The organism is Spirillospora sp. NPDC047418 (assembly GCF_040643275.1).
In the GTDB taxonomy this organism is placed as follows: domain Bacteria; phylum Actinomycetota; class Actinomycetes; order Streptosporangiales; family Streptosporangiaceae; genus Spirillospora.
On the sequence record NZ_JBEYTW010000141.1, the window covers coordinates 1 to 17,625 of the forward strand.

Sequence of the window (17,625 nt, forward strand, 5' to 3'; positions counted from 1 at the left end):
CTGATCCTCGGCATCGGGATGCGGGTCGCCGCCGCCGGCGGCGCGGCACTGCTGGTCCTGATGTGGACGGCGGTCCTGCCCCCGGAGAACAACCTGTTCATGGACGACCACATCGTCTACGCGATCCTGATCGTCGGACTGGCCCTGGTCAGCGCCGGCGACACCCTGGGCCTCGGCCGCTGGTGGAGCACGACCCGCCTGGTCGAAAGGCTCCCGTTCCTCAAGTGACCCCGAATGCCCCCGACCGACATCGAGTGACCCCGATCGGAGAGGCGCCCGCCACCGCGGGCGCCTTTCGCATCCTCCGCATCATTTCGCGTGATTTCGGCCTTTCTTGACCTTGTCGGGGCGCAGAGGTGTGATATCCGGCTGACGGGTAGCCCTACCGATGATTCGCCCGGTCGTGATCGACCACCGGTTCGTGGGAGGGCTGACCGCATGACGGCTGATACGCGCTTGGGGACGATCACCACGCGGATCCCGGCGCGCCTGGACCGGCTGCCCTGGTCGCGCTTCCACTGGATGGTCGTCGTCGGCCTCGGGACGGTGTGGATCCTCGACGGCCTCGAGGTCACCATCGTCGGGTCCGTCGCGGCGCGGCTGACGGAGCAGGGCAGCGGCGTGCACATGTCGCCCGGCGACATCGGTGTCGCGGCGGCGATCTACGTCACCGGCGCGTGCCTCGGCGCGCTGTTCTTCGGGCAGCTCACCGACCGGTTCGGACGCAAGAGGCTGTTCATCCTCACGCTCGTCGTCTACATCGTCGCCACGGTGGCGACCGCGTTCGCGTTCGCGCCGTGGTTCTTCTTCGCGTGCCGGTTCGTCACCGGGATGGGCATCGGCGGCGAGTACGCGGCGATCAACTCCGCGATCGATGAGCTGATCCCGGCCCGCGCCCGCGGCCGCGTCGACCTCGCGATCAACGGCAGCTACTGGGTGGGGTCCGCGGGCGGTGCCCTCGCCGCGCTGTTCTTCCTGAACACCTCGATCTTCGCGCAGGACTTCGGCTGGCGGCTGGCCTTCGGCGTCGGCGCCGTGCTCGGCCTCGCGATCATGCTCGTCCGGCGGCACGTCCCGGAGAGCCCGCGCTGGCTGTTCATCCACGGCCGGCAGGACGAGGCGGAGCGGATCGTCGACGGCATCGAGACCGAGGTGCGCCGGGAGACCGCCGGGGACCTGGCGGAACCGGGCGAGAGCCTCACCGTCCGGCAGCGCAAGGCCATCCCGTTCCGGGAGATCGCCCAGGTGGCGGTGAAGATCTACCCGAAGCGGGCGACGCTCGGGTTCGCGCTGTTCGTCGGGCAGGCGTTCCTCTACAACGCGGTGACGTTCGACCTCGGCACGATCCTGAGCAAGTACTTCGACGTGGCGTCGGGGGCGGTGCCGTACTACATCGCCCTGTTCGCGATCGGCAACTTCCTCGGCCCGCTGCTGCTCGGCCGGATGTTCGACACCGTCGGCCGCAAGCCGATGATCTCCGGGACGTACTTCATCTCGGCCGTGCTGACCATCCTGCTCGGCATCTTCCTGACGACCGAGGTACTGACGAACTGGACGTTCATCGCGCTGGTCGCCGTGACGTTCTTCTTCGCGTCCGCCGGTGCCAGCTCCGCCTACCTGACGGTCAGCGAGATCTTCCCGATGGAGACGCGGGCGCTCGCCATCGCGTTCTTCTACGCGATCGGCACGGCGGTCGGCGGCATCTCCGGGCCGCTCATCTTCGGCCGGATGATCGACAGCGGTGTGATCGGCAACGTCGCGATCGGGTTCTTCATCGGCGCCGTCATCATGGCGCTGGGCGGCATCGCCGAGCTGCTCTTCGGCGTCCGCGCCGAACGGGCGTCGCTGGAGAACATCGCCAAGCCGCTGACCGTCCACGAAGCCGAAGAGGAGCAGGAGCGGCCCGCGGGGAAGGCGGCGGAGGCGAAGGCGGGCGGCGGCCCCGGGCACCGCGCGGCGCTGGAGGCGCGGCGGCACGCCGAGGAGACGCGGGCGCGCGCCGCCGAGCACCGCGCCGTCATCCACGAGCTGGCGCCGCGCGCGGAGGAGGACGACGACGTCCGTGAACGGCTGCGCGTCGAGGAGGTCCTCGCGCAGATCGCCGAGTGGGACGCCGAGCGCCTCGCGGAGGAGGCGACAGCCCACGACGAGCGCGCCGCCGCCGAGCGGGCCGGGAACGACGCCGAGCGCGCGTCCGCCCTCGACCGCGCCGCGGCGGCGGACGAGCGGGCCCGCGCGCTGCGGGAGCGGGCGGAGGCGCTGTCCGCCGGCGACCGGGCCGACTCCGAGCTGCACGCGGCCCTCGCGGAGGCGGCGACCGAGCGGGCACGGGCCGGGGAGCAGCGCGCGATGGCCGCGGAGACCCGCGCCCGCGCCGAGGCCCTGGACGGCATCGAGGCCGAGATCGCCCGCGACCAGGCCGAGACCTACGACGCGTGGGAGCACATGCACACCGAACTGGCCCGCGCGCACGCGTCCCGCGCCCGGCGCGACGACGCGGCCGCGGCCGAGCATGAGCGGCAGGCCGGCCTCCACCGGATGCGCGCCGAGTCGGCCGCCGACCGGATGGAGGCCGCGCAGCACCGCTCCGCCGCGCGGTCGCTGGCGGCCGAGTCGGGCTCGGCCGAGCAGGCGGACCGCGAGCGCGCCGAGGCGGCCGAACGGGAACGGGCGGCGCGCGAACGCGACGCGCGCATCCGCGAGCGCGTGCTGCGCCGCGAACGGGAGCGGCCCACGGGGCTGCGCCGGTTCCGGCCCGGCCCGGGGCGGGCGTTCTACTCGCCGACCATGATGACCGGATGGACGACCGACTGGGAGTCCGGCGCCGATATCGCCCTCGACCGGGAGGTCACCGCCATCGCGCAGGCGCTGGCCGAGCACGGGCCGACGCCCCGCACCCGGCTCGCCGAGATGGTCGGCGCACGCTACTGGGGGCCGGGACGGTTCCGCGCCGCGCTGCGCGAGGCCGTCCACGAGGGACGGGCCCGGCCGCTCGCACGCAACCGGTACGGGCCGCCCGAGACCAACGGCGACGCGAACCCGGAGGCATGACGTGACCCTGGCCTGCCGGATCTTCGGACACGACTACGCCTTCACCGCCGAGGGCACCACGATGCGCTGGTCGTGCGTGCGCGAATGCGGGGCCGGGGGCGCGAAGGAGTACGGCACCGCGTCCCAGGCGGCGCGGTACGCGCGCGCATTCGACCGCAAGGACACCGACGACCTGGGGCGCCGTGCGCCCCTCCTCGGCCTGTTCCCGCTGCGCATGGCCCGCGCGCTACAAGACCGAGCGAAACGCGACCGGGTAGGCCGGCGTCAGGCTTGAGTGAACGTGTGGCTCTGGCCGGGCTCGACGTAGGTCGCCTGGTCGCCGAAGCCCCGGCGCTCCATCTCGCGGCGGAAATCGTCCAGGGGCGAACTGAACACGCCGTAGTCGTTGTAGTGGACGGGGACCGCTCGTCCAGGGCGGATCGTCTCGAACAGGTCGGCGCCTTGCGCGCCGTCCATCGTGACGATGATGCCGCCGGGCAGCTTGGTGCCGCCCAAGTGCAGGATGGCGAGATCGATGTTCCGGTTGCGGCGGGCGATCTGGTGGATCTCGTCGTACATCAGCGTGTCGCCGGTGATGTAGAGGCGGTACTGCACCTCGCCGGTGGCCGGGCCGAACTCCAGCAGGCTGCCCATCACCGGGGGCAGCAGCAGGCGGGCCGGGCCGGGCGCGTGCCGTCCCGGCATCGAGGTGATCCGCAGCAGGGCGCCGTCCTTCACCATCGTCTGCGACTCCCAGGTGCGCAGCCCGACCGCGTGCCGGAACCGGTGCCAGCCCTGGAGCCGGCGGGCCGCGTGCGGTGTGGTGATGATCGGCAGGCCCCGGTCGAGCTTCGCGCGGGCGACCCGGTCCCAGTGGTCGCCGTGCAGGTGGGACAGGACGACGGCGTCCAGGCGCGGCAGCTCCTCGATGCGCAGCGCGGGCTCGGTCAGCCGCCTGGACGAGAGCCCGGCCCCGAGGTAGGCGCGCTGCCCGCGGTGCAGGAAGTTGGGATCGGTCAGCAGCGTGAACGGCCCGCAGCGCAGCAGCGCCGTGGCGTTGCCGATGAACTGCATCGTGACCTGCCGCAGCGCGAGTTCCGGTGCGGTCTTCATGTTCGTTCCCCCCTCTGCCTGGCCCGGACGTCCTCTGAGGACCCGTGATGCCCGGGGGGACGGCGCCGAATCCTGCCGTCAGCCGATGTTGAGGTCGCCCTGGACGTCCCGGAGCTGGACGACCTTCTCGGCCCGGCCGGTGAAGACGTTGACGACCCCGTCGTCCGCCGCGCTCGCGTTCGTGTGGGCCTGCTGCCAGATCGCTTCGAGCTCGGCGCGGAAGGCGGGATCCTCGTCCAGGAACCGCCGCATGACCCCTTCGAGCACCTCGGGCCGCTCGCCGTGCTCGGCCGCCGCCCGGGCGAGGGCCTCCTGGTCTGCCGGGCGTCCGCGGAACCGCTCCCGGACCCGCCGGCAGATTTCCGCGACGGCGGCGCGGACCGGTTCACCGGCGACCTCGACGGCCTTGCCGGCCATGGCGGTGGCGATGGCGACGGTCATGGGATCTGTCATGGCGGACAGTGCATCACGCGTGGGCGACCCTTGACCAGACGTTGACAAGCAACGCATGGTGAGGAGTTACAACTGGGTCGCTTGGGGCGGCAGAGGTTCACTCCATCTGCGCATTCCCGCCGCATCGTCCTCATAATCGACGTGTCGGCCGATGGCTGATTTGGTCGCCATATATCGAGGCCGGACGGGCTACAAAGGCGTGATCGTCTTGCCGCCGCCGGGGCGCCGGGTTATGTTGACCCGGATTCGGAAGTTCCTTGCCCTTGCGGAGTGGCTCCCTTGACCGAAGGCGATACCGGGGAATGGCGGACGGGACGGCCGTCATTGCGAAATGAGGTCGCCGCGGACGTGTCCGGTTCGGTCGTCCAGGCGGGCGTCGTACACGGCGGCATTCACCTGCGCACCGCCGCCCCGGGCACCGGATATCCGGCGGTGCCCGCGCAGTTGCCCGCGTCCCGCCCCTACTTCACCGACCGCGTCAGCGAGATGGGCGTCCTCGGCCGGCTGAGCGACGCCGTCCGGGACGGCGGAGCGCCCGGAGTCACGGTGATCAGCGGGGTCGGCGGCGTCGGGAAGACCTCGGTGGCGCTGGCCTGGCTGCACGGCGTCGCCGACGGGTTCGCCGACGGGCAGCTCTACGCCGACCTGCGCGGCTTCTCCGCCGGGGCGCCCGCGCCGCCGAGCGAATCCCTCGGCCGCTTCCTGCGGGCGCTCGGCGTCGCCCCCGAGGCGGTGCCCGCCGACGCCGACGAGCAGGCCGCGCTCTACCGCAGCGTCACCGCGGGCAGGCGGCTGATCATCATGCTGGACGACGCCGCGTCCGCGGCCCAGGTGCGTCCGCTGCTGCCGGGGCGCGGCCCGTCCATGGTGGTGGTGACGTCCCGGCGGCGGCTGCCCGGCCTCGCGGTCGACGGCGCCTCCTTCCTGCCGCTCGACCCGCTGGACGAGGACGGCGCCGTCCAGCTGCTCGACCGGATGCTCGGCAGCGGCCGGACGGGCGCCGAACCGCAGGCCGTCCGGTCGCTGGCGACGCTGTGCGGGCGGCTTCCGCTGGCGCTGTGCACGTCCGCGGCGCGGCTGGCGACGCGCGGGCACTGGCGCATCGAGCGGCTCGTCGGCGAGCTGGCCGACGAGCGGAACCGGCTGGCCGTCTTCGGCGAGGAGGATCTGTCCGTGCAGGCCGTCTTCGACGTCACCTACCGCGATCTGCCGCCGTCCGCGGCCCGGCTGTACCGGCTGCTCAGCGTCCATCCGAACGGCCGGTTCGCGGCCCCGGCCGTGGCCGCGCTGGCCGGCGGCGACCCCGCAGGCGACCTTGATGTCCTCATCGACGCCAACCTGGTGGACGCCGCCCCCGGCGGCACCTACCTCTTCCACGACCTGGCCCACCTGCATGCCCGGACGGTCGCGGAATCAGACGACGAACGGGCAAGCGCGTTCCAGCGCCTGCTCGACCACTACCTGCGCATGGCCGTCGCCGCCGACCACGTCATCATCCCCGACCGGTGGCACCTGGGGCGTGCGTACGACCGTCCACCCGCGGTCTCGTTTCCGGGCACCGTCGAGGCGATCGCCTGGCTGGAGGGCGTGCTCCCCACCCTGCGTGACATGGTCGCCGAGGCGCACCGGCGCGGCCTCCACCGCGAGACGTGGGAACTGTGCGAGGCACTGTGGGGCGTCGTGGTCTTCCGCAAGCATTACGTGGTCTGGATCGAAACCCACGAACTGGGTCTCGCGTCCGCCACCGCACTCGGCGACCCCCTCGCCCGTGCGCGGATGCTCGAAGCGCTGGCGACCGCGCGGCTGAACCTCGGGGAGTTCACCGAGGCCGCACGGCTCAGCCGTGAAGCGCTCGCCCTCGAACAGGCCGCGCGCCACACCGACGGTGAAGGAGCGGCCCTGGAGCGCCTCGGCGTCGCCCAATTGGCGCAGGACCAGCTCGGCGAAGCCATCGAGACCTTCACCCGCGCACTGGAAGTGAGCAGGCGCGCCTCGGTGGACCCGGCGCGCGGCGTGGCGATGATGACGCGCCGCCTCGGTGAGACGCTCGTCCGCGACGGCCGTCCCGCCGAGGCGGTCGAACACCTGCACGCGGCACGGGACTTCTTCGCGGGACGCGGCGACGACTACAACCTGGCCCGGACGCTCACCGCCCTGGCCGGCGCACTCATCGACACCGGCCGCGACGCCGCCGCGGGCGATGTCCTCGACACCGCCCGCGACGCCGCCGTCCGGGTGGACGCCCGGCACTCCCTGGCGACCGTCCATGTCACGCGCGCCCTGCTCGCGGCCCGCCGGAACGACACCGCCGCCGAACGCGACCACCTCGAACAGGCCGCCGCTATCTACGAGGAACTGGGCTCCTACCAGGCCCGCACGATCCGGGGCCGGCTCCAGGGGACGTGAGCGCACCGAGCCTCCGCCCGGAGACCAGCCGCGCATGCGCGACCGACGCGATCCACACCGCCGCGGACGGCATTCCGGCGACCACGACATCCCGCTCACCCCGCGCGCTGATGACGCATCTGCCCGCTTCGACCGCGCACGCGACCAGCCCATGGAACTCGACCGGCCGCACCCCCGCGCGGTGAACGAGCACGTCCGCGACCGGCGCCCACGGATTGTCCGCACCCTCCACCACGAGGTGCTCGTCCACCAGACGCTCGGGCGAAGGCCCGCAATCACCCGCCGGCCGCCGACTCATCACCACCCCATCGGACGCGGTCAGCCAGACCCGCACCACCCACGCGCCGCTCATATCGTCCGGCTCCCGATCGGCTCGGGCAGCGGAGGAGGGTCCGTCTCCGGCGGCTCGGCGGGTTCCGCGAGACCCATCAGCGCGTACATCTCCCGGCGCAGCAGGACGGCCGCCCGCCCCGGCTCCGAGGTCAGCCGGCCCCGCAGCTCCACCGCCGCCGGACGGCCCATCGCACACCTCACCTGATCGAGCAGCGGCCGCTCCGGCATCAGATGCGGGACGCGCCGTCCCAGCAGATCGCTGAGCGACCCGGGCAGGACGTCCCCCTCCGGAAACGCCCCGAGCAGCACCGGAACACCCGAAGCCGCCGCATACACGGAAACCGACCCATGATCCCCGATCACCAGGTCGGCCGCCGCGATCGCGGCCCGCCACCCCTCCTCGAACGGCAGCAGGCCCACCCCGAGCCGCAGGCAGTCGTCGAACCAGGCCCGCAACTGCCGGAAACCGTGGAAACCCCACGTCACCGGATGGACGGCCACCACGATGCGGTACTCGTCCGGCAGCTCGGCCACGAGCCGCCTGACCAGGTCGCGATGCCGCCCGAGCAGCGCCTGCGGCCCCCATGTCGAGGAGACCACCACGAGACGCCGCCCGTCCCCGACCCCGTCCCCGAACGCGGCCCGATACCGCTCCCGCAACGAGAGCCCGGCGCACAGCCGATCGAACGCGATGTCGCCCACAATTCGAACGACGGGCAGCGCCTCCGGGCAGACCCGCGCCAGCGCGCACCGATGCTCCTCATGCGCCAGCGCGAGCACCGACGGAACGACCCGCCCGCCCGCGACGAACGCCTCCCGCCGCATCCCCGCCACCGGCCGGGCGGCCGGCGGCCCGGCCCCGTCCCAGCGCCGCGCGAGCTTCCCCGGCCCCATCCCGTGCTGGAGCATCAGCACCGGCGCGTGGACGCGCTCCAGCGCGCCGTCCCCCGCCGCGACCGCCAGATCGAACCGCGTCTGCGCCGCCTGCGCGAACGGAATGGTCAGCGCCCCGGACGCCGCCAGATGCCGCGCCGTCCCCGCCGCGAGCGCCGACGACGGCGCCACCGTGTACACCGTCTGGATCCGCCGATCCCGTTCCACCAGCGGCGCCACGTCCGCAAGCCGCGTAGCCGCCGTCAAATGGTGCACGACCATCAACACGGTCCGCAGCCCGGAAAGCGTAGCCCCCTTGTTCCCGTCCAGCCCGAACGGCCCGATGGACCACCCGTCGCCCGTCATCACACCCTCCTGCCCGTCGACCCAACGACAAGGCCAAAGGTGCGCACACCCCCTGGACGACTACCTTGCAACTCCCTGGACGCCCCCCTTGCACCCCAGCTAGCCCACCCCAACTCCGTTGACCTGCGGCGTGTTGTTGTTATGAGCGCCCCGAAAACAACAACACGCCGCAGATCAACAAGGCGGCGGCCCGAGCGGCGTTTGCGGACGGCCTGGGGGTGGTGGAGGGTGGACGCGGGTTCCGGCCTCTGCCCGGAACCCGCGGCCTACCACATGTAGATGTTGCAGATGGCAGGTATGAGATACATAGCGGCTACGAACATCTGACTTTTCCACTCCATCGTGGTTGTTGGATGCTTTAGCGCACGTGTCGATGCACGTGCATATTGCTCGTGCATTCGCTGTCTCTTGGCTCCCTCGGCGATTCGGGGGACTTTGCCAGCCTAGAGGTGATTCAGGCAGCTCGTGGTGTCTTTTGGAGATCGTCCCCGATGTCCAAGGAAAGTTTCACTGAAAAAGACATCCGGTGTGTGACGGGCGGTTATTGTACTCGTTCGTGTCCGATTCGCATTAATCAAACAGCTGTTTGACGGAACCCGGCGGGGCGTGCCGGGCGGGGCGGTGCCGAGGCTGGTAAGTGCGCAATTGCCGTGTCATCGTCCAAAAGGGGGGAGGGGGCAGGCGCACGGAGGGAAAGATGGAGGAGGTCACGCTCCTCGGGGCGGTCGGGATCGCCGTGGACGGGCGGCGGGTGGCGCTCGGCTCGCCGAAGGAGCGGTGCGCGCTCGCCGTCCTCGCGGTGGACTGTGGGCGTCCGGTGCCGGCGGACACGCTGGCCGCGCGGATCTGGGGGGCGGACGGGCGGCCGGAGCACGCCCGCGCGACGCTGACGAGCTACCTGTCGCGGCTGCGCCGCCGGCTCCGGGGGACGGGCGCGCCGCTGCTCCGGCACGATCCGGCGGGGTACGTGCTCGCCGTCGACACCGATGCCGTCGATCTGCACCGGTTCCGGCGGCTGTGCCGGCAGGCGCGGGCCATCGCGGAGAGCGGGGACGACGAGGAGGCCCGCGAACTGCTCCGCGAGGCCGCGGGGCTGTGGCAGGGGGAGCCGCTCGCGGGGCTGCCCGGCGACTGGGCCCGGCACATGCGCGTGAGCCTGGAGGAGGAGTTCCACGCGACCGTCCTGGAGCGCGTCGACACGGAACTGCGGCTCGGGCTGCACGCCGAGGTGGTCGGTGAACTGGTCCGGCTCACCGCCGCGCATCCGTTCGACGAGAAGGTCGCGGGCCTGCTCATGACGGCGCTGTACCGGTGCGACCGGCCGTCCGACGCGCTGGCCGTCTACGGGCGCGTGCGAACGCTGCTCGTCGAGGAGAACGGCACCGACCCGGGGCCCGGCCTCCGCGAACTCCATGAGCGGATACTGCGCAGGGACGTCGGCCTGGCCGCGACGCCGCGACCCGAGGGTGCACCGCCCGACTCCCTGCCGCCGGACATCGACGACTTCACCGGACGCGACGACGAACTCGGCGCACTCACGGACCGCGCCCACCGCGTCTCCGTCATCACCGGCCTGGCGGGCGTCGGCAAGAGCGCGCTCGCCGTCCGGGCCGCGCGGGCCCTCGCCCACCGTTATCCCGACGTCCGGCTCTACCTGCATCTGCGCGGCCACGATCCGGAGCTCCCGCCGCTGTCGCCGCATGCGGCGCTCGCCGAACTGCTGCGGCTGCTGAACGTCCCGGCGCGACGCATCCCGGCCGGGCTCGCGGACCGGGCGGTGCTGTGGCGGCAGGAGATGGAACGCCGGCGGGCGATCGTCGTGCTGGACGACGCGACGGACGTCCGGCAGATCCGGGCGATCCTCACGGCGCGGTCCGCCCGCTTCCTCGTGACGGCCAGGCGCCGCCTGTCCGGGCTCCCCGGCGCGAGCTACGTGCGCCTCGACGTCCTCGGGGTGGACGCGGCCCGCGCCCTCGTCCGCGGCATCGCCGGGCACCTGCGGGACGTCGACGTCGACGCCATCGTCCGCCGGTGCGGCCGGCTCCCGGTGGCGCTCCGCGTGGCCGCCGGACGTGCCGCCGCCGGCATGTTCCACCACGACGAGGCCGGCGCCGAGGACGGGGAGGGCCTCGCGGAGGCGGCGTTCGAGCTCTCCTACCGCGCGCTCACCGGCGATCAGCGGATGGTGTTCCGCCGCCTTGGCCTGACGCCGTGCCCGGAGACGGACGCGTGCGTCGTCTCCGTCGTGAGCGGCGTACCGGACGAGGTCGCGCGGGAGGCCGTCGAGGCGCTGCTCGACCACCATCTCGTCCACGAGTTCGTCCCCGGGCGACTGCGCATGCACGACCTGGTCCGGGCCTTCGCGCGGGCCCGGGCGTTCGCCGAGGAGTCGAGCGCGGACCGCAGGCGTGCCGTCGGACGGCTGCTGAGCCACTACCTCGCCCGCGCCGACCGCGCGGACCGCGTCCGGTATCCCCACCGGCACCGGCCCGCGGCACCGCTCGACGACGTCGGCGAGGACAGCGGTGAGGAGCAGGACGCGCGCAGGTGGCTGGAGACCGAATGGCGCAACGGCCTGTTCCTCGCGCATCACGCCATCGAGCACGAATGGCGGCAGCACGGCGTCCGGCTCGTGCAGTCGCTCTCGGCGTTCCTGGAGGAGCACGGGCACTACGAGCACGCGGCCGAGGCCCAGGAAGAGGCACTCCAGGCCGCGCGTGAACTCGGGGACGCCGGTTCCACGGCACTGACCCTGCTGGCACTGAGCGAGACGAAGGCACGCAGGGGGCACATCGCGGAAGCGCTGAACCTGGCGGAAGAGGCCCTCATGCTCACCCGCGCCACGGGTGACCCGCGCGCCGCCGCCGAGGCACTGGACCGCATGGGCATCTGCTTCTGGCAGACCGCCCGATTCCGTGAGGCCCTCGCGCACCACCGGGAGGCGCAGGCGCTGTACCGGCGGGCCGGCGACCGGCGCGGCGAGGCCGATGCGCTCGGGCACGCCGGGATCGCCCTCGGGCAACTCGGCCGCTTCCCGGAGGCCATCGCGCACCTCCGCTCCGCGCTGGACGGATTCCAGCTGGCCGGGGACGAGCGCGGCGCCGCGATGGCGCACAACAACCTCGGTGAGATCCAGCGCCAGCGCGGCTACCACCGCGACGCCATCCGGCACTACGAGGAATCCGGTCGCGTGTTCGGCGATGTCGGGGAGTACCGCCGCGCCATTCTGCAGAACAACATCGGGAACGTTCACCAGTACAAAGGAAACTACGGTGAGGCACTGCGCTGTCACCGAGAGGCGATCGCCGTTTTCCGAACGGCGGGGGACCGGCGGAACATCGCCGACGTCCTCAACAGTCTGGGGGTCACCTATCTGCTGATGGGACGTCCGGCGGAGGCGCTCGTCCATCATCAGAAGGCCGAACGGAGTGCGCAGGAGATAGAAGACCCTTACCAGCGCGTGAGGGCTGTGCAGGGAATCGCGGACGCGCACCTTGGCACCGGGCGCGCCGCGGCGGCGCTCGATCATTACCGGGAGGCGCTGTCGGTCGCGCGCGGTATCAGCGACCCGTACCACGAGGGAAAGGCGCACGAGGGGATCGCGGCCGCGCTTCTGCAGCTTCGCGGGCCCGATGCGGCGCGGATCCACTGGCGGCAGGCGCTCGACCTGTTCGAGCGGCTCGGTGTTCCCGAGGCCAGGGCGATCGCGATCCGGCTCCAGATGATGGACGGTGTTTCCGCCTGATCAGGCCCCCGCCGACCGGACCGTTCGCCACCGAAGCATCGCATCGCCTGGACGGGTTGCTTCATAATTCGTGCATCACAAGATGCGGCAATGGAGGCGAAACGGTGAGCGACATCGAGGAGGCTCCACCGGGGGTGGACATCACCGTCCCCAGCCCGGCCCGAATGTACGACCACATCCTCGGCGGTTCGGCCAACTACGCGGTCGATCGCGAGGCCGTGCAGAAAGTCCGCGCGCACATGCCTGACCTGGAAGAAGCGGCATGGGCGAACCGTCATTTCCTGCAGCGTTCGGTGCGGTGGCTGGCCGAGCAGGGTATTCGGCAGTTCATCGACATCGGCGCCGGCCTGCCGACGGGCGACAACACGCATGACGTGGCGCGGTCGGTCGCGCCCGACGCGCGGATCCTGTACGCCGACAACGACCCGCTGGTGGCGATCCACGCGAACGCGCTGCTCGAAGGCGTGCCGGGGACGGCGTTCATCACCGCCGACTTCCGCGACCCCGACGGCCTGCTCGGGCACGAGGAGACCCGGGCGGTGATCGACTTCACGCGGCCGGTGGCGCTGCTGCTGGTGACGGTGACCCACTTCGTCGCAGACGAGGACGACCCGTGGGGCCTCATCCAGCGGTACATGGCCCGGCTCGCGCCCGGCAGCCACCTGGCCCTGTCCGCGATCAGGAGCGACCGGCAGGCCGGTGAGGAGATCGACAAGGTCGCGCGGGTGTACGCCAGGTCGTCGTCCGGCGGGGCCTTCCCCCGGCCCCGCGCGGAGATCGAGCGGTTCTTCGACGGCCTGGAGATCGTCCCGCCGTACAAGGGCGCGCCCGCGGAGGTGTGCCACCTCGGTGAGTGGGGTGTTGAGGACCCTGTCGCGGCGGATAGTGACGGCTCGCGGCTCGGCTATGCGGCTGTGGCGAGGAAGCCGGAGTGAGGAAGCCAGAGTGAGGAGGCCGACCGTGGAAGACCCGGCGGGCTCATCCAGAGATACGGCGATGGAGGCCAATCAGTGAGCGACATCGAGCAGGTTCCCCCCGGGGTGGACGGAACGGTCCCCAGCCCGGCTCGGATGTACGACTACATCCTCGGCGGTTCGGCCAACTTCGCGGTCGACCGCGAGGCGGTCGAGAAGGTCCGCGCGCAGATGCCCGATCTGGAGGACGCGGCGTGGGCGAACCGTGGTTTTCTCCAGCGTTCGGTGCGGTGGCTGGCCGAGCAGGGCATCCGGCAGTTCATCGACATCGGCGCCGGCCTGCCGACGGGCAACAACACCCATGACGCGGTGCAGAAGGTCGCGCCCGACGCCCGGATCCTGTACGTCGACAACGACCCGATGGTCGCCGTGCACGCGAAGTCCCTCCTGGAAGGGGCGTCGGGGACGGCGTTCATCACCGCGGACTTCCGCGACCCCGAGGGGCTGCTCGGGCACGAGGAGACCCGGGCGATGATCGACTTCTCGCAGCCGGTGGGGCTGCTGCTGGTGACGGTGACCCACTTCGTGCCGGAGGACGAGGACCCGTGGGGGCTCGTGCGGCAGTACGTGAGCCGGCTGGCGCCGGGCAGCTACCTGGCGCTGTCCGCCATCACCAGCGAGCGCCAGATCGACCGGGCCGTCGACACGGTGCGGAACGTGTACGCAGGCTCGTCGTCCCCCGGCGGCTTCCCCCGGAGTCGCACGGAGATCGAGCGCTACTTCGACGGCCTGGAGATCGTCCCGCCGTACGACCACGCGCCCGCGGAGATCTGCTACGTGGGGCAATGGGGCGCCGTCGACGCCGACGATGCGGATTCAGACGGCTCTCGCTGGGGCTACTGCGCTGTGGCGAAGAAGACAGCATGACGAAGCCGACGATCGCGTACCCGCGCACAGCGGGCACTTCCCCTGATGCGGTGATGGAGGCAAAGCAGTGAGCGACATCGAGCAGGCTCCACCCGGGGTGGACATCACCGTCCCCAGCCCAGCGCGAATGTACGACTACTACCTCGGCGGCACCGACAACTTCGAGGTCGACCGTGCCGCCGCGGACAAGGTCAAGGCGAACATGCCGGAGGCCGGCGACGCGGCATGGGCGAACAGGGGCTTCCTGCAGCGCTCGGTGCGCTGGCTGGCCGACCACGGCATCCGGCAGTTCATCGATCTCGGGGCGGGCCTGCCCACGATGAACAACACCCACGACGCGGCGCAGGACGTCGCGCCCGACGCCCGGGTGCTCTACGTCGACAACGACCCGATCGTGGCTGTGCATGCGAACAAGCTGCTGACGGACTCGTCCGGAACGGCGTTCGTCACGGCCGACTTCCGCGAGCCGGACGCGCTGTTCGACCACGAGGTCACCCGGAAGATGATCGACCTCGACCAGCCGGTGGGCCTGCTGCTGGTGGCGATGGTCCACTTCGTGCCGGACGAGGACGACCCCTACGGTCTGATCCGCGGGTACATGGACCGGCTGGCGCCCGGCAGCTACCTGGCGCTGTCCGCCGGAACCAACGACCGGCAGGCCGACCGGGCGGTCGGCACGATCAGGGACGTGTACGCCAAGTCCACCGCGGCCGTCCACATGCGGACGCGGGAGGAGGTCACCCGGTTCTTCGACGGGCTGGAGATCGTCCCGCCGCACGGCAAGGCGGGGCGCGAGGTGGCCTACATCGGCGAATGGGGGGCCGAGGACCCTGACGCCGCCGACAGTGATGGGTCGCGGTGGGCGTACTGCGGTGTAGCGAGGAAGACAGCATGAAGAAGCCGACGGTGGAGGAACTGGGCGTCGATCCGGACGCCCTGGACTGGCAGCGCTCGGGGAGCGACGAGGGCGGCACCGAGGCCGGCGCCGAGGTCGGCATCGAGGTCGCTTTTGTCGGAGAATGGACGCTTTTGCGCACGTCCGGCCAGCTCATCTCGGTGTTCGACGAGCACGAATGGGCCTGCTTCCTGGACGGCGTGCGGAAGGGCGAGTTCGACCGGGCCGCGTCCTGAGGCGCCCGCATGATGCCGTTCACCAACGGGAGTCGTGATCCGCTTCCTGATCCGGCCAAATCTGTGATTCACAAATTCGGAAGGCGTATGCTGATGCCGGCCGTATGTCAAGGGAGGTGGCGCCGATGAGCGAGGCGTACGGCGCCACCATTGCCAAACGGGGGCTGGCGCGCCGCCTGCGGGATCTGCGCGTCGAGGCCGGATACACGGCCAACCAGGTCTGCGACCGGCTGAACTGGGGACGGGGCAAGGTCGGCCGGTTCGAGGCCAACAACTGGGTTCGTCCCGAGCTCAGTGACATCCGCGACCTGGCGCGCATCTACGCGGGCAGCGACCTCGACGAGCTGGAGGAACTCGCGTCGCGCGCCAGGCAGCGGGCCTGGTGGCGTGACTACCCGGAGGTCTTCGAGAACGAGTTCCCCGGCTACGAGGGGGACGCGTCGAGCATCCGGGTGGTCATGCCGCTGGTCATCCCCGGGCTGCTGCAGACCCTGCCGTACATGCAGGCGCTGCTGATGTCCGGCACGCAGTCGCCGGAGTGGCGCGAGCAGGCGCTGCGGGCCCGGCTGCGCAAGCAGCAGATCCTGGACCGCGACGAGAGCGCGCCGACCCTGGTCGCGCTGATCACCGAGGCGTCCCTGCTGTACGAGTGGGGCGACCCCGGCGACCGCCGCGCCCAGCTGCGCCACCTGCTGACCATGTCGGCGCGGCCGAACGTCGAGCTGCGGCTGCTGCGCCTGTCGGACGGCCTGCACCCCGGCATGTCGACCCTGGTCAACATCTTCGACTTCCCCGGCGGCGAGCCGTCCATGGTCTTCCTCGAGAACGACGAGGAGGTCCAGGAGATCGACGACGCCGCGAAAGTGGAGGCCTATGGCGAGATCTTCGAAGAGATCCGCGCGGCGGCGCTGAGCGCCGCCGGCACCGCGGCCCACCTGGAGACACTCATCGCGAAGCTGGAGTAAGACACATGGACCTCTCTCAGGCACGGTGGTTCAAGGCCACCGCGAGCGCGAGCAGCAACGGGGGATGCGTCGAGGTCGCCGACCTCGAGACGGCCACCGGGCTGCGCGACAGCAGGACGCCCGAGGCCGGGGCGCACGTGGTGCCCCGGCCCGTGTTCGCCGCGTTCCTGAAGGACGTGCGGGCCGGCAGGTACGACCGCTGACTGACCGGGCCGCACACAGGATCCCCCAGGGCTGCACCCCTGGGGGATCTTCATGTGTGCGGCCCTCTCTCAGGCGCCGTCCACGGTACAGCGCCGCGCGCCGGCCGTCCCGGGTCCGCCGGTACATGTTTCTTGCACCGCGGGAGGACGTGCTTTAGACGCTTTCGGGCGCATCGGTGAACGTCTCAACTTCTCCCGCATGATCCTTGCGATGTACCGCCCCCGTCGGCCAGAAATGTGCGAAGCTGGTATCTGTGATTCACACATAGCGAGTCGCGAACCATGGAGGTTCAAGCCGCGAATGTCTGAATCGCGAATGTCTCCGTAAACCCCCGAGGTGGGCGCCATGACGAAGGCCGCGACGACGTGCGGGATTCCGTGGAGGCTGGAGAACGGCGGTTGCGCGGCCCTGCCCCTGCCCCCGGACGACACCATCGCGCGGGTGGCGCGCGCCCACATCACGGGCCTGCTCCCCGCGCTCGGGCTCTCCAGCCGCGACGTCGACGACATCACGCTCATGGTCAGCGAGCTGGCGACGAACGTCTTACAGCACGCCATGCCCGGCGACGGCCCGTCCGGCGCCGAACTGTGGGTCTACCAGCGCACCGACGCGTGCGGCCGGGACGAACTGGTCGTCAAGGCGTTCGACACGCTGCGCGCGTGGCGGCCGCAGGCGCCCGCCGGCCCGCTGCTGGAACACGGCCGCGGCCTGGAGATCATCGAGCTGCTGACCCGGGGCAGGTGGGGGCACCACCCGTCCCGCTCCCGGCTGCGGACGCCGGCCGTCCGCGGGAAGGCGACCTGGTTCGCGCTGTCGCTCCCGCACCCCGGGCGCCGCCGCCGGTACGCCTGGCGGACCGACGAGCGGCTCGCCACGAAGGACCTGCACGCGCTGCTCGTCCAGCGCGGCATCCACGACCTGACGCCGGGCGACGAGGTCGGCGTCTCCGTCATCCGCGGGCCCGGCGACCTGACGGTCTGGTGCGAGTCGGCGACGTTCCGCTGGTGCGCCCCGTCCGGCGAGTCCGGCAAGCTCCCGGTCTGCGACATCACCGAGGTGTGCGAGGAGTTCGTCCGGCTCTGGGAGTCCGCGCACGACTGAGGCCGGCAACGGCCGCACGATCGGCCGCCGCATGGCCCGGCGTGGGGGCTGGCCATGCGGCGGC

General features: G+C 71.5%; 15 protein-coding genes and 1 pseudogene. 13 read left to right on the forward strand and 3 right to left on the reverse strand.

The genetic code is table 11. The features are described 5' to 3' along the window. The 3 genes and pseudogenes from ABZ806_RS42575 to ABZ806_RS42585 form a co-directional block, all read left to right on the forward strand. Positions 1-228 (forward strand): annotated as a pseudogene (locus ABZ806_RS42575) (hypothetical protein); the annotation flags it as partial. Between the two features lie 210 nt (positions 229-438). Continuing rightward, entirely contained in the window at positions 439-3,051 is a 2,613-nt protein-coding gene (locus tag ABZ806_RS42580; protein ID WP_500225001.1) for an MFS transporter, read from the forward strand. Between the two features lies 1 nt (position 3,052). Continuing rightward, positions 3,053-3,325, forward strand: coding sequence for a hypothetical protein (locus ABZ806_RS42585; protein ID WP_500225004.1), 273 nt, complete (start codon positions 3,053-3,055; stop codon positions 3,323-3,325). Here the strand turns inward: ABZ806_RS42585 and ABZ806_RS42590 are convergent. After that, positions 3,316-4,143 (reverse strand): MBL fold metallo-hydrolase, encoded by an 828-nt coding sequence (locus ABZ806_RS42590; RefSeq protein ID WP_500225005.1) that lies wholly within the window; start codon positions 4,141-4,143, stop codon positions 3,316-3,318. The genes ABZ806_RS42585 and ABZ806_RS42590 overlap by 10 nt on opposite strands. 78 nt (positions 4,144-4,221) lie before the next feature. Further along, positions 4,222-4,596 (reverse strand): hypothetical protein, encoded by a 375-nt coding sequence (locus ABZ806_RS42595; RefSeq protein WP_500225008.1) that lies wholly within the window; start codon positions 4,594-4,596, stop codon positions 4,222-4,224. A 279-nt stretch (positions 4,597-4,875) separates the two neighbouring features. Here ABZ806_RS42595 and ABZ806_RS42600 point away from each other — a divergent pair, with 279 nt between their 5' ends. Continuing rightward, positions 4,876-7,002, forward strand: a complete 2,127-nt coding sequence (locus ABZ806_RS42600) for an ATP-binding protein (RefSeq protein ID WP_500225012.1) — start codon at positions 4,876-4,878, stop codon at positions 7,000-7,002. After that, positions 6,999-7,187: a hypothetical protein gene (locus ABZ806_RS42605; RefSeq protein ID WP_500225014.1), complete on the forward strand. Its 189-nt coding sequence runs from the start codon at positions 6,999-7,001 to the stop codon at positions 7,185-7,187. Before ABZ806_RS42600 ends, ABZ806_RS42605 begins: the two co-directional genes overlap by 4 nt. 163 nt (positions 7,188-7,350) lie before the next feature. On the opposite strand, the gene ABZ806_RS42610 is transcribed toward ABZ806_RS42605, so the two are convergent. Further along, entirely contained in the window at positions 7,351-8,574 is a 1,224-nt protein-coding gene (locus tag ABZ806_RS42610) for a hypothetical protein (RefSeq protein WP_500225018.1), read from the reverse strand. A 697-nt stretch (positions 8,575-9,271) separates the two neighbouring features. Here ABZ806_RS42610 and ABZ806_RS42615 point away from each other — a divergent pair. The 8 genes from ABZ806_RS42615 to ABZ806_RS42650 all read left to right on the forward strand — a co-directional run bounded on the left by ABZ806_RS42615 (position 9,272) and on the right by ABZ806_RS42650 (position 17,561). Continuing rightward, positions 9,272-12,319, forward strand: a complete 3,048-nt coding sequence (locus ABZ806_RS42615; RefSeq protein ID WP_500225022.1) for an AfsR/SARP family transcriptional regulator — start codon at positions 9,272-9,274, stop codon at positions 12,317-12,319. Between the two features lie 104 nt (positions 12,320-12,423). Further along, complete coding sequence (locus ABZ806_RS42620; RefSeq protein ID WP_500225027.1) at positions 12,424-13,254, forward strand: SAM-dependent methyltransferase; 831 nt, start codon at positions 12,424-12,426, stop codon at positions 13,252-13,254. A gap of 75 nt (positions 13,255-13,329) precedes the next feature. Then, a complete protein-coding gene (locus ABZ806_RS42625; protein WP_500225029.1) occupies positions 13,330-14,160 on the forward strand; it encodes an SAM-dependent methyltransferase in 831 nt (276 codons plus the stop codon). Between the two features lie 67 nt (positions 14,161-14,227). Continuing rightward, entirely contained in the window at positions 14,228-15,055 is an 828-nt protein-coding gene (locus ABZ806_RS42630; protein WP_500225031.1) for an SAM-dependent methyltransferase, read from the forward strand. After that, positions 15,052-15,291, forward strand: a complete 240-nt coding sequence (locus ABZ806_RS42635; RefSeq protein ID WP_500225033.1) for a hypothetical protein — start codon at positions 15,052-15,054, stop codon at positions 15,289-15,291. Before ABZ806_RS42630 ends, ABZ806_RS42635 begins: the two co-directional genes overlap by 4 nt. Before the next feature lie 125 nt (positions 15,292-15,416). Beyond that, positions 15,417-16,256: a helix-turn-helix domain-containing protein gene (locus ABZ806_RS42640; protein WP_500225035.1), complete on the forward strand. Its 840-nt coding sequence runs from the start codon at positions 15,417-15,419 to the stop codon at positions 16,254-16,256. Between the two features lie 5 nt (positions 16,257-16,261). After that, positions 16,262-16,459 (forward strand): DUF397 domain-containing protein, encoded by a 198-nt coding sequence (locus tag ABZ806_RS42645; RefSeq protein ID WP_500225039.1) that lies wholly within the window; start codon positions 16,262-16,264, stop codon positions 16,457-16,459. Between the two features lie 346 nt (positions 16,460-16,805). After that, positions 16,806-17,561 (forward strand): ATP-binding protein, encoded by a 756-nt coding sequence (locus ABZ806_RS42650; protein ID WP_500225043.1) that lies wholly within the window; start codon positions 16,806-16,808, stop codon positions 17,559-17,561. The last annotated feature ends 64 nt before the right edge of the window (positions 17,562-17,625 follow it).

What these genes read in the sequence shown, in the direction of transcription:
- ABZ806_RS42580 (WP_500225001.1), top strand. Translation starts at nt 439, where the DNA reads ATGACGGCTGATACGCGCTTGGGGACGATCACCACGCGGATCCCGGCG.
- ABZ806_RS42590 (WP_500225005.1), bottom strand. Translation starts at nt 4,143, where the DNA reads ATGAAGACCGCACCGGAACTCGCGCTGCGGCAGGTCACGATGCAGTTC.
- ABZ806_RS42595 (WP_500225008.1), bottom strand. Translation starts at nt 4,596, where the DNA reads ATGACAGATCCCATGACCGTCGCCATCGCCACCGCCATGGCCGGCAAG.
- ABZ806_RS42610 (WP_500225018.1), bottom strand. Translation starts at nt 8,574, where the DNA reads ATGACGGGCGACGGGTGGTCCATCGGGCCGTTCGGGCTGGACGGGAAC.
- ABZ806_RS42615 (WP_500225022.1), top strand. Translation starts at nt 9,272, where the DNA reads ATGGAGGAGGTCACGCTCCTCGGGGCGGTCGGGATCGCCGTGGACGGG.
- ABZ806_RS42635 (WP_500225033.1), top strand. Translation starts at nt 15,052, where the DNA reads ATGAAGAAGCCGACGGTGGAGGAACTGGGCGTCGATCCGGACGCCCTG.
- ABZ806_RS42640 (WP_500225035.1), top strand. Translation starts at nt 15,417, where the DNA reads ATGAGCGAGGCGTACGGCGCCACCATTGCCAAACGGGGGCTGGCGCGC.
- ABZ806_RS42645 (WP_500225039.1), top strand. Translation starts at nt 16,262, where the DNA reads ATGGACCTCTCTCAGGCACGGTGGTTCAAGGCCACCGCGAGCGCGAGC.
- ABZ806_RS42650 (WP_500225043.1), top strand. Translation starts at nt 16,806, where the DNA reads ATGACGAAGGCCGCGACGACGTGCGGGATTCCGTGGAGGCTGGAGAAC.